The sequence below is a fragment of the Pseudolabrys sp. FHR47 genome (assembly GCF_005153485.1).
Lineage (GTDB): Bacteria > Pseudomonadota > Alphaproteobacteria > Rhizobiales > Xanthobacteraceae > Pseudolabrys.
On sequence record NZ_CP039740.1, the window covers coordinates 4,228,223 to 4,242,651 of the forward strand.

At 64.4% G+C, this 14,429-nt stretch carries 12 protein-coding genes; 7 read left to right on the forward strand and 5 right to left on the reverse strand.

The genetic code is table 11. The features are described from left to right. Window positions 1-68: 68 nt before the first annotated feature. The gene (locus E8Q40_RS20525; RefSeq protein WP_137046270.1) at window positions 69-1,247 is read right to left on the reverse strand and encodes an ABC transporter substrate-binding protein; all 1,179 of its coding nucleotides are present in this window, start codon (window positions 1,245-1,247) and stop codon (window positions 69-71) included. A 147-nt stretch (window positions 1,248-1,394) separates the two neighbouring features. Between E8Q40_RS20525 and E8Q40_RS20530 the strand changes: the two genes are divergently transcribed. The 7 genes from E8Q40_RS20530 to E8Q40_RS20560 all read left to right on the forward strand — a co-directional run bounded on the left by E8Q40_RS20530 (window position 1,395) and on the right by E8Q40_RS20560 (window position 10,163). After that, window positions 1,395-2,234, forward strand: a complete 840-nt coding sequence (locus E8Q40_RS20530) for an NAD(P)-dependent oxidoreductase (protein WP_137046271.1) — start codon at window positions 1,395-1,397, stop codon at window positions 2,232-2,234. Between the two features lie 19 nt (window positions 2,235-2,253). Beyond that, entirely contained in the window at window positions 2,254-3,051 is a 798-nt protein-coding gene (gene paaG / locus E8Q40_RS20535) for a 2-(1,2-epoxy-1,2-dihydrophenyl)acetyl-CoA isomerase PaaG (protein ID WP_137046272.1), read from the forward strand. A gap of 135 nt (window positions 3,052-3,186) precedes the next feature. After that, window positions 3,187-4,044 (forward strand): xanthine dehydrogenase family protein subunit M, encoded by an 858-nt coding sequence (locus E8Q40_RS20540; RefSeq protein ID WP_137046273.1) that lies wholly within the window; start codon window positions 3,187-3,189, stop codon window positions 4,042-4,044. Beyond that, entirely contained in the window at window positions 4,041-6,389 is a 2,349-nt protein-coding gene (locus E8Q40_RS20545) for a xanthine dehydrogenase family protein molybdopterin-binding subunit (protein ID WP_137046274.1), read from the forward strand. Before E8Q40_RS20540 ends, E8Q40_RS20545 begins: the two co-directional genes overlap by 4 nt. Next, window positions 6,386-6,862, forward strand: coding sequence for a (2Fe-2S)-binding protein (locus E8Q40_RS20550; RefSeq protein WP_137046275.1), 477 nt, complete (start codon window positions 6,386-6,388; stop codon window positions 6,860-6,862). Before E8Q40_RS20545 ends, E8Q40_RS20550 begins: the two co-directional genes overlap by 4 nt. Before the next feature lie 166 nt (window positions 6,863-7,028). Further along, window positions 7,029-9,302: a xanthine dehydrogenase family protein molybdopterin-binding subunit gene (locus E8Q40_RS20555; RefSeq protein ID WP_246662942.1), complete on the forward strand. Its 2,274-nt coding sequence runs from the start codon at window positions 7,029-7,031 to the stop codon at window positions 9,300-9,302. Between the two features lie 27 nt (window positions 9,303-9,329). Then, entirely contained in the window at window positions 9,330-10,163 is an 834-nt protein-coding gene (locus tag E8Q40_RS20560) for an amidohydrolase family protein (protein ID WP_137046276.1), read from the forward strand. A 122-nt stretch (window positions 10,164-10,285) separates the two neighbouring features. Here E8Q40_RS20560 and E8Q40_RS20565 read toward each other — a convergent pair whose 3' ends face one another. The 4 genes from E8Q40_RS20565 to E8Q40_RS20580 all read right to left on the reverse strand — a co-directional run bounded on the left by E8Q40_RS20565 (window position 10,286) and on the right by E8Q40_RS20580 (window position 14,215). After that, window positions 10,286-10,747, reverse strand: coding sequence for a MarR family winged helix-turn-helix transcriptional regulator (locus E8Q40_RS20565; protein WP_137046277.1), 462 nt, complete (start codon window positions 10,745-10,747; stop codon window positions 10,286-10,288). Between the two features lie 86 nt (window positions 10,748-10,833). Then, window positions 10,834-11,559, reverse strand: a complete 726-nt coding sequence (locus E8Q40_RS20570) for an ABC transporter ATP-binding protein (protein WP_137046278.1) — start codon at window positions 11,557-11,559, stop codon at window positions 10,834-10,836. After that, on the reverse strand, window positions 11,556-12,320 hold the full coding sequence (locus E8Q40_RS20575; RefSeq protein WP_137046279.1) for an ABC transporter ATP-binding protein: 765 nt from the start codon (window positions 12,318-12,320) through the stop codon (window positions 11,556-11,558). Before E8Q40_RS20575 ends, E8Q40_RS20570 begins: the two co-directional genes overlap by 4 nt. After that, the gene (locus E8Q40_RS20580; protein ID WP_137046280.1) at window positions 12,317-14,215 is read right to left on the reverse strand and encodes an ABC transporter permease; all 1,899 of its coding nucleotides are present in this window, start codon (window positions 14,213-14,215) and stop codon (window positions 12,317-12,319) included. The genes E8Q40_RS20575 and E8Q40_RS20580 overlap by 4 nt, the downstream gene beginning before the upstream one ends. Window positions 14,216-14,429 lie beyond the last annotated feature (214 nt).

Below are 14,429 nucleotides of genomic sequence, written 5' to 3' on the forward strand. Positions count from 1 at the left end.
AGAGAGAGTATAAAACAAAACGGCGGAAGCGATATGGCTTCCGCCGTCATTGTGACCAATACGCCAGATTACTTCTTCATCGCGCACTTGCTGGCGAAGCGATCCTGGTCGTCCTTGACGATGGTCGCCACCGTCTTGAGCGCGAGCTGACCGTCGGCGCCCTTGACCACGTCCTGCAGATAGAAATTCTGGATCGGGAAGTGGTTGTTGCCGAACTTAAAGCCGCCGCGCACCGACTTGAAGTCGGCCTTTTCCATGGCCTTCTGCACGGCCGCCTTGTCCGACAGGTTGCCCTTGGTGGCGACGACCGCCGAGTTGATCAACTGGGCCGCGTCATAGGACTGCGCACCGTAGAAGGTCGGACGCTTGCCGGGATACTTCTTGAGGTAGTCAGCGACGAACTTCTTGTTCTGCTCGTTCGGCAGATCGTTGACCCACTCCTGCGCGCCGGGCACGCCGAGCGCCGCTTCCTTCTGCAGCGGCAGCGACAATTCATCGATGGTAAAGGCCGTGTAGAGCGGGATGGTGCCCTTGAGGCCCGCCGCCACGTACTGGTTGAGGAACTGCACGCCAGCCGCGCCCGGGTAGAAGACGAAGATCGCTTCGGCGCCCGAGGCCTTGGCCTTGGCGAGCTCAGCCGAGAAGTCGAGCTGCGACGGCCATGTCGTCAGCTCCTGGCCGACCACCTTGCCCTTGAAGGTCGAGGACACGCCGGCGAGCATGTCCTTACCGGCCGCGTAGTTAGGGCCGATGAGGAACACCGACTTCACGCCCTTCTGGTTCATGTAGAGGCCCATCGCCTGCGGCGTCTGATCGTTCTGCCATGAGGTCGAGAAGAAGTAAGGCGAGCATCCTTCGCCGGCGAGCTGGTGTGGGCCGGCATTGGCGCTGATCAGGAAAGTCTTGGAATCGAAGGCGGGCTTCACCGAAGCGAGCAGCACGTTCGACCAGATATAGCCAGTGATGAAATCGACCTTGTCGCTCTCGATCAGCTTCTCGGTCTTCTGCTTGCCGACATCCGGCTTCTGCTGATCGTCTTCGTAGATGACCTCGACCGGAATGCCGCCCATCTTGCGGCCCATGTGATCGAGCGCCAGCTCGAAGGAATTGCGCATGTCGTTGCCGATCACAGCGGTCGGGCCGCTGAAGGTCGAGACAAAGCCGATCTTGATCGTCTTGTTCTGCGCCGCGGCCGGGCTGGCCGCCAGAATGATCGCGGCACCGGCCGCAAGAAGCGTCTTACGCATTTTAATTCCTCCCCTTTGGACCATTCAGGCCCCTTATGCATTCAATGGATAATCTACCGGGAAAGCCGCGCGACCGTCTACGGTGAACCGCTCGCGGCAATGCGATATGATGACCCGCAAAGAACTATATTTCTCAGTTGGCCCAACATGTCCCCGACCATCGCCATCATCGCGCCAGGCGCCATGGGTGCCGGCGTCGCCAGTTGTCTGACCGCCAAGGGCGTGCCGGTGATCACGTCGCTCGAAGGCCGCAGCGAGGCGAGCCGGCGCCGCGCAGCGGCTTCCGGCATGCAGGACGCCGGTACCCATGCGCTGGCGGAAGCCGACTTCCTGCTGTCCATCATCCCGCCCGCCGAGGCGGTCGCCCTGGCCCGGCGCCTGGCGCCGGCGCTGGCCGCAAGCAGCCGCCGAACGGTCTATGTCGACTGCAATGCAGTATCGCCGCCCACGGCGCAGGCCGTGGCCGATATCATCGCGGCCACCGGCTGCGGCTTCGTCGATGCCGGCATCATCGGCCCGCCGCCAAAGCCCGGCACGACGAACACGAAATTCTACGCTTCGGGACCGCGCGCCGGAGACTTCGCCGCGCTCAACGATTTCGGACTGATCGTGCGCGTGCTCGACGGCCCGTTGACCGCGGCGTCGGCGCTAAAAATGTCCTATGCCGGCATCACCAAGGGGCTCACGGCGCTCGGCGCGGCGATGATGCTGGCCGCGACGCGCGGCGGTTCGGCGCAAGCCCTGAAGGCGGAGCTGGCCGAGAGCCAGCCGGAACTGCTGCGCTTTTTCGAGCGCATGGTGCCGCCGATGTATGGCAAGGCCTATCGCTGGGGTCCCGAACTCGATGAGATCACCGGCTTCGTCGGCACCGATCGCCCTGAAAGCGCGATGTTCGCCGCCGCCGCCAGGTTCTATGAAGAAATCGCCGCCGACGTTACGGGCGATAACCGCGAAACCGCCGCCCTCGACTCTTTCCTCAAGAAGTAGCCATCCTTAAGAAATAATCATGTCAGAACCGTCCATCCTCGTTCAGCGTCAAACCGGCTACCGAGTCCTTACGCTCAATCGCCCCGACCGTCTCAATGCCGTTAACGACGCGATGCACGAAGTGCTACGCGCCGCCATCGACGAAGCGGAAGCGGACGAGGATTGCCGCGCTTTGTTACTGACCGGCGCCGGCCGCGCCTTCTGCTCAGGGCAGGACCTCAACGACCGCCTGCTCAAACCCGGCGAAAAGCCGGTGCCGCGCGAGTCATTGGAGAAATACTACAATCCCCTGGTGCGGCGGCTGCGTGCGCTGCCCTTTCCGGTGGTTGCCGCGGTCAACGGCATCGCTGCCGGCGCTGGCGCCAATGTGGCGCTGGCCTGCGATATCGTCATCGCCGCGCGCTCCGCGACCTTCACGCAATCCTTCGCCCGCATCGGGCTCATTCCGGATTCCGGCGGCACCTATATTCTGCCGCGCCTCGTCGGTGAGGCGCGGGCGCGAGCACTGATGCTGACCGCGCAGCCGGTGCCGGCCGAGCGTGCCGCCGAATGGGGCATGATCTGGCGCTGCGTCGACGACGACCAACTGATGCCGGAAGCGACCGCATTGTGCGAACAGTTCGCGACCGCGCCGACGCAAGGCCTAGCGCTGATCAAGCGCGCGCTCGATGCCTCGGCAACCAACACCCTCGACGAGCAGCTCGACCTCGAGCGCGACCTGCAGCGCGAAGCGGTCATGTCGCCGGATTACGCCGAGGGCGTGCGCGCCTTCATGGAGAAGCGGTTACCGGCCTTCCGTGGCCGAAAAAATGACTGATCCGGCGCCAAAAGCGGCACAGGGCGGGCGTTGACTCCGCCGGGCCGATCGTTAGCATACATACAATCTCGGAGCACGCGGTCGGCGGAAAACGGGTAGATTTTCCGAAAGCGCCTCGCGTGAAGGAAGCCCCGCATGAAGCCCGCGCCTTTTGTCCGCCATGTGCCCCGCACGCTCGACGAGGCGCTCGCGACCCTCGCCGAAGTGGCGACCGAAGACGGCCGTATCCTCGCCGGCGGACAGAGCCTGGTTCCGATCATGGCCTTCAGGCTGGCCAAGCCCACACACCTCGTCGACATCAACGAGGTCGAAGGCCTCGACAAGCTCGTCGACGACGGCAAGACGCTGACCATCGGCGCGTGCGTGCGCCACGCCGCGTTTCATACGCCGGTCACCGCCAGCCCGCTCGGCGCCCTGCTCTCTTATGTTGCGCGCCACATCGCGCATTACCCAATCCGCATGCGCGGCACGTTTTGCGGCAGCCTGGCGCATGCCGATCCGTCGTCGGAATGGTGTCTTACCTCGGCGACGCTCGACGCCGTGATGGTCGCGAAAAGCATCAAGGGCGCGCGCGAAATCAAGGCCGCCGAATTCTTCGACGGCATCATGTCCACCGTTCTGAAGGAAGACGAACTGCTCGCCGAAGTGCGGCTGCCGCTGCTCGCCGAGGATGCCAAATTCGGCTTCTACGAATTCAGCCGCCGCGCCGGCGACTTCGCCATGTCGGCCTCGCTCGTTACTTATCGTCTGGACGGCGGCAAAATGACTGACGCCCATGTCGGCCTCGGCGGCGCCGAGCCGTCGCCGCGCCGTATCCCGGAAGCCGAAGCCGAACTCAACGGCAAGGCGCCAAGCGATGCCGCCTTCCGCGCCGCCGGCGAAGCGGCGAGTGCCGCCATCGAGCCGCTCGAGGATCACCAGACCGACGCCGAATATCGCCGCGATCTGGTGAAGGCCGTGGTGCGCCGCGCGCTGGAGCACTCGCTGACATGAGCGGTGCCCACACCAAAGGCTCCGGTGGCGACGGCATGAAGTGGGTCGGCCGCTCGATCCGCCGGCTGGAAGACCCGGCCTTGGTGCAAGGCCGGGGCCGCTTCACCGGCGATCTGTCCGCCGCGCACTGGGTGCGCTTCGTGCGCAGCCCGAATGCGGCCGGCAAGATCAAGAGCATCACCGCACCCGACGGCGCCATGGTGATCACGGCCGCCGACATCGAAGGCGTGAAGAAGATCACGCCGATGCTGCACAAGTTCAACTACAAGCCGGTCGGCCAGCCGATCCTGGCCGACGGCGAAGTGCGTTTCGTCGGCGAAGCCGTAGCCGCCGTAGTTGCCGCGACAGAAGAAGAAGCCGAGGACATCGCCGATCTGGTCGAAATCGATATCGAGGACGCGGCTGCGCTGGTCGATGGCCGCGCCGCGATCGCCGACGGCGCGCCGCAGATTCATGCCGGCATGCCCGGCAATGTCATCGTCAAGGCCGAGATCAAGACGCCGGGGTTTGACGATGTGTGGGCCAGCGCCGCCAAGATCGTGCGCTGCGATGCCCGCTCCAACCGGCAGAACGCCACACCGATGGAAGCCCGCGCGGCGCACGCCACCTACGATTCCGCGACCGGCCGCGTCACGCTCCACTGCACCACGCAGATGCCGCATCTGGTGCGCACGGCCATCGCCGACTGCCTTGGCATGCCGGAGTCTGATTTGCGTGTCATCGCGCCCGATGTCGGCGGCGGCTTCGGCCAGAAGATGTCGCTATGCGTCGAGTATGTGCTGGTGACATGGCTGGCGCGGAAGTTAAAATCCTCGGTCGCCTGGACAGAGGACCGCCGCGAAAACCTGATCGCTTCTTTCCATTCGCGCGACCAGTACATCACGCTGGAAGGCGCGTTCGACGAGAATGCGAAGCTGCTCGCCTTGCGGGCCGACATTCTCGCCAATACCGGCGCCTACTCCTGCTTCCCCACCACCTGCGGCATGGAGCCGTTGATGGCCATGGCGGAAATGCCGGGCCCTTATGACGTGCAGCAATACGACTGCCTCGCCCGCGCGGTGGTCACCAATACCTGCACCATGGGCGCCTATCGCGGCGTGTCGCGCCCCTCTATCACCTTCACGCTGGAGCGGCTGATGGACAAGGCGGCAAAGGCCTTCGCCATCGATCCGCTCGACATCCGTCGCAAAAACCTGATCACGCAGTTTCCTTACAAGTCGGCGATGGGCCTCGAATACGACGAGGCGAGCTACCGCGAGACCATGGAGACGGCGGTCGAGGCCATCAACGTGCCGGCCTTCCGCGCCCGCCAGCAACTGGCGCGCGACAAGGGCGAGTATCTCGGCATCGGCTTTGCCACTTTCTCCGAGCGCACCGGCTACGGCTCGCCGGCCTTTGCCGCGCGCGGCATGGCGATCACACCCGGCTGGGAGACCGTGCATATCACCGTCGATCCCTCGGGCTTCGTCGAGGCGCGCATTGGCTCCTCGCCGCACGGCCAGGGCCTGCGCACAACGCTAGCGCAGATCATCGCCGAAGAGATCGGCGTGCCGCCGGAGATGATCAAGGTCGTGCACGGCGACACCGACACGGCGCCTTACGGCTGGGGCACCTTCGCCAGCCGCTCGCTGGTCATCTCGGGCGGCGCGACCTTGATCGCGGCGCGGAAGATCAAAGCCAAGCTCTTGAAGATCGCCGGCCATATGCTGGAAGCGGCCGAGACCGACATCGTGCTGGAAGACGGCAAGGCCAAGGTCGCCGGCACCGATCGCGAAGTCTCTGTGGCAGCGATGGCGCGCGAAGCCTATACGCAGACGCATCGATTCAAGGGCGAGATCGAACCCGGCCTCACCGAGAGCGGCACCTACGATCCGCCCGGCACCTTCTCCAATGCCTGCCACGTCGCCATCGTCCGGCTCGATGCCGAGACCGGACACGTCAAGGTCGAGCGCTATCTGGTCGCCGAGGACGCCGGCCGCATCATCAATCCGATGATCGCCGACGGTCAGGTGCATGGCGGCGTCGCGCAGGGCATCGGCAACGCGCTCCTGGAAGAGATCATCTACGACGAGTCAGGCGCGATCCTGACCGCCAACCTGGCCGACTTCATGCCTCCGACCGCGCATGAAATCCCGCCGATCGAGCTGCATCACCTGGAAACGCCGTCGACGCAATCCATCACCAAGGCCAAGGGTCTTGGCGAAGGCGGCACCATTGGACCGCCGGCCGCGGTGGTCAACGCCATCAACGACGCGCTGACGCCTTTCAATGTCGAGATCGACACCATTCCGGCCACGCCGCAACGCATCCGCACCTTGCTGCGAAACGCCGAGAGAGCATCATGAGCGAGAAAACCGACGTCACCCTGACCATTAACGGCAAGGACTACGCCATTGCCGTCGAGCCGCGCCGCACTTTGGCCGACGCGATCCGCGAGGATTGCGGCCAGACCGGTACGCATATCGGCTGCGAGCACGGTGTCTGCGGCGCCTGCACGGTCATCGTTGACGATGCGCCGGTGCGCTCCTGCCTGATGTTCGCCGTGCAAGCCGAAGGCAAAGCGATCCGCACGGTCGAGGGTCTGGCGGACGGCGACAAGCTGCATCCGATGCAGCAGGCCTTCATGGACAATCACGGGCTGCAGTGTGGCTTCTGTACGCCGGGCTTCCTGATGCTGGCGGTCGGCGTGTTGGAACGCGAGCCGAATATCAGCGACGAGGCGCTCATCGACGTGCTGTCGTCCAACCTGTGCCGCTGCACCGGCTATCAGAACATCATCAAATCCGTGCGCGCCGCCGCGCAGGAGATGCGGAAGTGATTGTCGCACGGTTGCGCGCACTTTCTTTACCTCTCCCATGGGGAGAGGTCGACCGCCGAAGGCGGTCGGGTGAGGGGTCACGCCCTATCGAGAGTCACCTGCCCCCTCACCCCAACCCTCTCCCCCAAGGGGAGAGGGGGTGCCGCTGCGGCAAGCGGTGACGGCAGTGTCCAGCAAACAAAAATTCATCGGCCGCTCGGTCCCGCGCCTCGAGGACCGTACGCTGCTGACCGGCCAGGGCCGCTTCGCCGCGGACGTGAACTTCCCCGGTCAGTGGGCGATGCGCGTGGTGCGCTCGCCGATCGCTCACGGGCGCCTCAGGGGCATCGACGCATCGGCCGCGCTCACCATGGACGGCGTGCACGCGGTATGGACCTTTGCCGACGTCGCGCATATTCCGCCGATCCCGTTCCGCCTCACGGGCCTCAAGGCGCTGGAGCCGTATCAGCAGCGGGTGATGGCGAGCGACTTTGTGCGCTATGTCGGCGAGCCGGTCGCAGTCGTGTTCGCCGACAACGCCTACATCGCCGAGGACGCGGCGGAGACGATCGAACTCGACATCGAGCCGCTTGAGCCGGTTATGAAGGCGACCGACGCACCGGGGCCGTTCGACGCGACGAAGAACACCGAGCCGGATGTGCTGCACAAGGGCTACGGCGATGTCGATGCCGCCTTCAAGGCGGCCGACTCCATCGTCACGCTCGAACTGTCGGTCGGCCGTCATTCCGGCGTTCCGCTCGAGACCCGCGGCGCCATCGGCTACTACAACGAGGCGCTCGGCCGACTGGAGATGCACGGCGCTGCGAAAGTGCCGCACTGGAACCGCGACACGATGGGCCGCATGCTCGGTCGCACGCGCGACGACTTCCAGTTGTTCGAAGGTCATGTTGGCGGCGGCTTTGGCATTCGCGGCGAAATCTATCCCGAAGACCTGATTGTCTGCGCCGCGGCACTGCACTTCAGGAAGCCGATCAAGTGGATCGAGGATCGGCGCGAGCATCTCATCACCGCCAATCACTCGCGCCAGCAGACCCACCGCATCCGCGCCGCCATCGACGCGCAGGGGCGCATCCTCGCCATCGATGACGAGTTCTTCCACGACAACGGCGCCTATATGCGCACCCATGCAGCCACCGTGCCGGACCTCGCCGCCGCGATGCTGCCGGGGCCCTATCGCGTACCGGCCTATCGCGCCACCGCGCATATCCGTCTGACCAACAAGACGCCCTGCGGCACCTATCGCGCTCCGGGCCGCTACGAATCGACCTTCGTGCGCGAGCGCCTGCTCGACGCCATCGCCGCCAATGTCGGCGTCGACAAGGTCGAAATCCGCAAGCGCAACCTGCTGCCGAAAAACGCCATGCCTTATGCGCTGGGCCTTGAAACTTTGGGAACGCATATCGTCTACGACTCGGGCGATTACGGCCTGTTGCTCGACAAGGCGCTCGAGCGCGCCGGCTGGCCGAAACTGCAGAAAGAGATCGCCAAACGCCGCGCCAATGGCGAGAAGGTTGGCGCTGGTGTCGCCATGTTCGTCGAAAAGAGCGGCCTCGGCCCGTTCGACGACGTGCGTGTCGAGGTGAAGAACGACGGCAACATCGAACTCGTCACCGGCGCCGCCTCCGTCGGCCAGGGCGTCGAGACTGCGATGGCGCAGATCTGCGCCGAAACGCTCGGCGTCGATTACACGACCGTCAATGTCATTCACGGCCAGACCGACCGCATCGGTCGCGGCCTTGGCGCCTTTGCCTCGCGCGTTACGGTGATGACCGGCGAAGCAACCAAACGCGCATCGACCAAGCTGCGCGCTCATATTCTGAATCTCGCCGCGGAGCTGATGCAGGCCGAGCCCACACAACTCGACATCGTCGATGGCGAGATCGTCCGCACCGGCGGCGCACCCGGGCCGTCGATGAAGCTGATCGACCTCGCCAAGGCCAAGCCCGGCGAACTGATCGCCGAGGACACGTTCGAATCGACGCACATGGTCTATCCCTACGGCGTTCATGTCGCCGCCGTGCGCGTCGATGCCGAGACCGGTGGCGTCGCCATCGAGAAATATGTGATGGCCTATGATGTCGGCAAAGCCGTCAATCCGATGCTGGTCGAAGGCCAGATCGCCGGCGGCCTCGCGCAGGGCATCGGCGGCGCGCTGTTCGAGGAATTCCTCTACGACGAAGGCGGCGAGCCGCTCTCGGTGACCTTCGCCGATTATCTGATGCCGACGGCGCATGAGGTGCCGGAATCCTCGATCCTTATCACCGAGGACGCGCCCAGCCCGCTCAATTCGCTCGGCCTCAAGGGCGCCGGCGAAGGCGGCACCAACCCTGTTGGTGCGGTCATCGCCTCTGCTATAGATGACGCCCTGCAACGGCCGGGCGCGATCCTGTCGCTGCCGGTGACGCCGCAGCGGCTGCGTGCGATCTGCAAGAAAACCTAAAAGAATAACATTCAGGGAAGAACGTCCATGAGTGACGACAGCGTGCCGCAGTTGAAGGCGCCGGCCGGCACCTGCGACTGCCATATCCATATCTACGATTCGAGCTATCCGACCGCGCCGACCGCCGTGGTGACGCCGCCGGATGCCTCGCTTGCCGATTATCTTTCGATGTGCCGCAGAATCGGCATCGAGCGCACCGTTCTGGTGCAGGCTTCCGCCTACGGCAAGGACAACCGCCTGCTGCTCAAATGCATGGAAGAGATGGGGCCGCGCGCCCGCGGCATCGTCGTGGTCGACGAGACCGTGACCGACGCCGAACTCGATCGCCTGACCAAACTGGGCGTGCGCGGCATTCGTTTCTTCATGCTGGCCGGCGCGCCGTTGCCATTGTCGCTGCTCGAAACCATGGCGGCGCGCGTTGCACCGTTCGGCTGGACCATCAACTTCCAGTGCGACGGCCGCGACCTCGCCGATCACGAAGCGCGGCTCAAGGCGCTGCCGACGACGGTGACCGTCGACCACCAGGGCAAGTTTCTCGAGCCGGTCGAGCCGGATCATCCCGGCTTCAAGGCGCTGCTGCGCATGCTGGAGACCGGCAAGGTCTGGTACAAGCTCGCCGCGCCCTACGAGACGTCGAAGCTCGGCCCGCCCTACTATGATGATGTCGGCAAACTGGCGAAGCTGCTGGTCAAGGCCGCGCCGGATCGCGGGCTATGGGCGAGCAATTGGCCCTATCCGATGGCCGGGCCGAAGACGCCGAAAGACGCCTGGACGCTCGACATGCTGCTCGACTGGGTGCCGGACGAGAAAACGCGGCACAAGATCCTGGTCGATAATCCGGCGAAGCTGTACGGGTTTTAAAAGCCATCGAAAGTCAATCCAAACTCCGTTCGTTCCCGCGAAAGCGGGAACCCAGATTCTTTATCGCCTTGCCTGTCAGCTCTGGGTCCCCGCTTTCGCGGGGACGAACGAGGAATGTAATATCAGCCCAGCTTCTTCAGCAACGTCGCAATCGTGCGCTGCTCGGTCGCCGTGAGCGGCGCCAGTGTCTGCGCGGTGATCTTCGCCGCCACCTTGAGCGCAGCCTCGGTGACGCGGCGGCCTTCGTCGGTCAGCGTCACGGCGCGGCGGCGTCGGTCGGTCGGATCGCTGAGCGCGGTGACGAAGCCGCGCACCGAAAGCCGGTCGACCACGCCCTTGATTGTGGCGGCATCGAGATAAATCAGGCGGCCGAGCTGGTTCTGCGAGGATGGCCCCGTCTCGTACAGTTTGGCCAGCGCCGCGAACTGGGTCTGCGTCAGCCCCTCGACCATGTTGGCGGTGAAGATCGAGGTGTGGCGCTGGGTGGCGATGCGCATCAGGAAGCCGACCTGCTCATCGAGCACGTAGCCGCCCGACGCCGCCTCGTCCGCCCCACCAGCGATCTTCAACTTGCTGCGCGTCATAATTGAACCCAACCCGGACCTATCGGTTTTATCGAAGCATGGCCGGGAAATCGCCCGAGCGAAAGCCTTTTCCCCGGTTATCGCCGTCAGACGGTGAGATAAGCGCGCTGAATCTCGAGGTTGCCGGACAGCTCGGCCATGGTGCCCTGCCAGTGGATCTCGCCCTTTTCCAGCACATAGACGCGGTCCGAGACCAGGCGGGCGAAGTGGATGTTCTGCTCCGAGAGCAGGATCGAAAGCCCTTCCTTCTTGAGTTCGATGATGGTGTTGGCCATCTGCTCGACGATCAGGGGTGCAACGCCCTCCGACGGTTCGTCGAGCAGCACCATCAGCGGGTTGCCCATCAGCGTGCGCGCCACGGTCAGCATCTGCTGCTCGCCGCCGCTCATGCGGCCGCCCGGCCGGTTCGGCATCTCGCCGAGATTGGGGAAGAGTTCAAACAGCCGCCGCGGCGTCCATACCGGCGCCGGCTGGCCGTCCGGGAACTGGCGCGGCGGCTGGCGGCCGATATCGAGATTTTCCAGCACCGTCAGTTCCGAGAAGATGCGGCGATCCTCCGGCGTAAAGCCGAGACCCTGACGCGCGATTTCGAACGGCCGCAGCCCCGAGATATCGGCGCCATTGAAGCCTACCGCGCCGCGGCGCGAGACGAGGCCCATCAGTGCCTTCATGGTCGTGGTCTTGCCGGCGCCGTTGCGCCCCATCAACGCAACCACCTCGCCGCGGCCGACATTGAACGACACGTCGTACAGAATCTGCGCGGCGCCATACCAGGCCTTCAATCCGTCGACGGAGAGCATCGGTTCGCTCATGACGATGCCTCCTGGAACGTCTTGCCGGTGCCGAAATAGACCTCCTGCACCTTGGCGTCGTCGCGAATCGCATTGGCATCGCCGTCGGCGATCAGGCGGCCCCGCGCCAGGACGATGATGCGGTCGGCGTAGGAGAACACCACATCCATCGAATGCTCGGTGAACAGCACCGATATGCCGCGTTCGATAACGAGCTGCTTGACGAGCTTGATGAGCTCATTGCGTTCGCGCGGCGCCATGCCGGCGGTTGGTTCGTCCATCAAAAGAAGTTGCGGATCGTTGGCCAGCGCGATGGCCAGCTCGATACGCTTGACGTCGCCATAGGCGAGTTCGCGGCTCGGCCGGTCGGCGGCGTCCGCCATGCCGACCTGCGCCAGCAATTCGAGGGCGCGTTCGCGATACAGCGACGCGGCCGGCCGCCACAGATTGAGCAGACGGTTGGCGTGCGAGATCAATGCCATCTGCACGTTCTCGACCACGGTCATCGAACCGAAGGTGGCGGCGACCTGGAAGGTACGGCCGACGCCGAGCCGCCAGATATCGCGAGGCTGCATGCCGGCGATATTTCGGTCGCCGATCCGGATTTCGCCGGTATCGGGCGCGAGTTGTCCGTTGATCATGTTGAAGGTGGTCGATTTGCCGGCGCCGTTCGGCCCGATCAGCGCCAAAAACTCGCCCTTGCCGATATCGAACGAGACATTCTCGACGGCGCGCACGCCGCCAAAGGACTTGCCGAGCGAATTGACCGTGAGGACGCTCATGCGCGGCCTCCCGATTTGCTCTCGGTGCGGCGCCAGAGCGTCGAGAACGCACCGGCAATCCCCTGCGGGAAGGCCAGCACCAGAACGAGAATGATGAGACCCAGCAGCGCGCGCCAGTATTCGGTCTGCCGCATCACCGTGTCCTGCAGCAACGCGAAGACCGAAGCGCCGACGATGGGACCGACCAGGGTCTGGATGCCGCCGAGCAGCACCATGACAAGTCCGTCGATGGAACGACCGACTGCGATCGCTTCCGGCGAGATCGAGCCTTTGGCAAAGGCGAACAGACCGCCGGCGACACCGCAAATACAGCCGGCAATCGCAAAGCCAAGCCAGTGAATGCGTTTGACGTCGATGCCGATGGCTTCGGCACGTAGGGCTGAGTCCCGGCCAGCGCGCATCGCGTAGCCGAACGGCGCGAACAGGAAGCGCCGCAGCATCAGCACGGCAATGACGGCCAGCGTCAGCGCCAACAGGTAATAAACCCAGGCCTTGTTGAACGGCGCGGTCGGCCATACGCCGATCACGCCATTGGAGCCACCGGTGAAAGTCTCCCACTGGAACACGGCGGCCCAGACGATTTGCGCGAAAGCCAGCGTCAACATAGCGAGATAAACGCCGGACAAACGCACGGCGAACCAGCCGAACAACAGCGCGCCGAGCAGGGCGACGGCGGGCGCGACCATCAGCGCCGCCAGCATCGGGAAGCCGGCCGCCTTGACCAGCAGCGCCGCGCCATAGGCGCCGAGACCGAAATAGGCAGCATGGCCGAAGGAGTGCATGCCGCCCGGCCCCATGATGAAGTGCAGCGAGGTGGCAAAGATCACCGCGATCAGGACGTCGGTTGCCAGGATCAACAAGTACGGCGACGCCTGCGCCATCACCGGCAAAGCGAGCAGCAGCACGAGAACCGCGGCGCCGAGGACTTTCAGCATGGGCGCCGCCGGACGAATCGGTTCTTCCGGTTCGGCGACCGAGCGCACGTTGCCCTGCGGCTTGCCCAGCAGGCCGTAAGGTCGCGCGATCAGCACAATGGCCATGACGATGAATTCGGCGACCAGGGTGAATTTCGAGGCGTTGAACTGGATGAAGCCGAGATCGACCACGCCGATGGCGATGCACAGCGCCTTGACCTCGGCGATGATGATCGCAGCGAGATAAGCGCCGGTGATCGAGCCCATGCCGCCGACCACGACGACGACGAAGGCATCGCCAATGGCAACCAGATCGGTCGCCAGATTGGCCGGCTCGCGCGCCACCTGGAGAGCGCCGCCGAGGCCGGCCAGCATCGAGCCGAGCGCGAACACCGAGGTGAACAGCACGGCCTGATTGACGCCGAGCGCGCCGACCATTTCGCGGTCCTGCGTCGCGGCACGAATGAGGCGGCCAAAGCGCGTCTTGGCGAGAGCAAAGTGCAGCAGCAACAGAACCGCCGGCGCGATGAAAATCAGAAACAGATCGTAGCTCGGCAGCCGGCGGCCAAAGACCTCGACCGCACCGGCAAGCCCCGGCGCGCGCGGGCCGAGCAGGTCTTCCGGACCCCACAGCCACAACGTCATGTCGTTGAATATCAGCACCAGCGCAAAGGTCGCCAGCAACTGGAACAACTCCGGCGCGCGATAAATGCGGCGCAGCAACAGCATCTCGATCGCTGCACCGATCAAGCCGACAAACAGCGCCGTCAGAACGATGCCGCCCCAGAAGCCAAAGGCACCGCCGATTTTCGTGGCCAGCGTGTAGGCGATGTAGGTCCCGAGCATATAGAGGGACCCGTGCGCAATGTTGACAATGCGCGTGACGCCAAAGATCAGCGACAGCCCGGCCGCGATGAAAAACAGGCCGGATGCCGTGGAGAGGCCGTTGAGGGCCTGAAACAGAAAAGCGTTGAGAGTCATTTGAGAGACATTGCCGCTTGCGCTCTTACCCTCTCCCACCAGAACTCGGGTTTACCCGAGTTCTGCACTTTCAGTGGCGGAAGTCGGAAACATCCGACTTCCGCTGGGAGAAGGTGCCGAGCGAACAAAGTGAGCGAGGCGGGAGAGGGGTCCAGAGATCTGTACGCCACTCACCCCTCTCCCGGCTCGTGCTCGCTATCGCTCCGCACTCGCC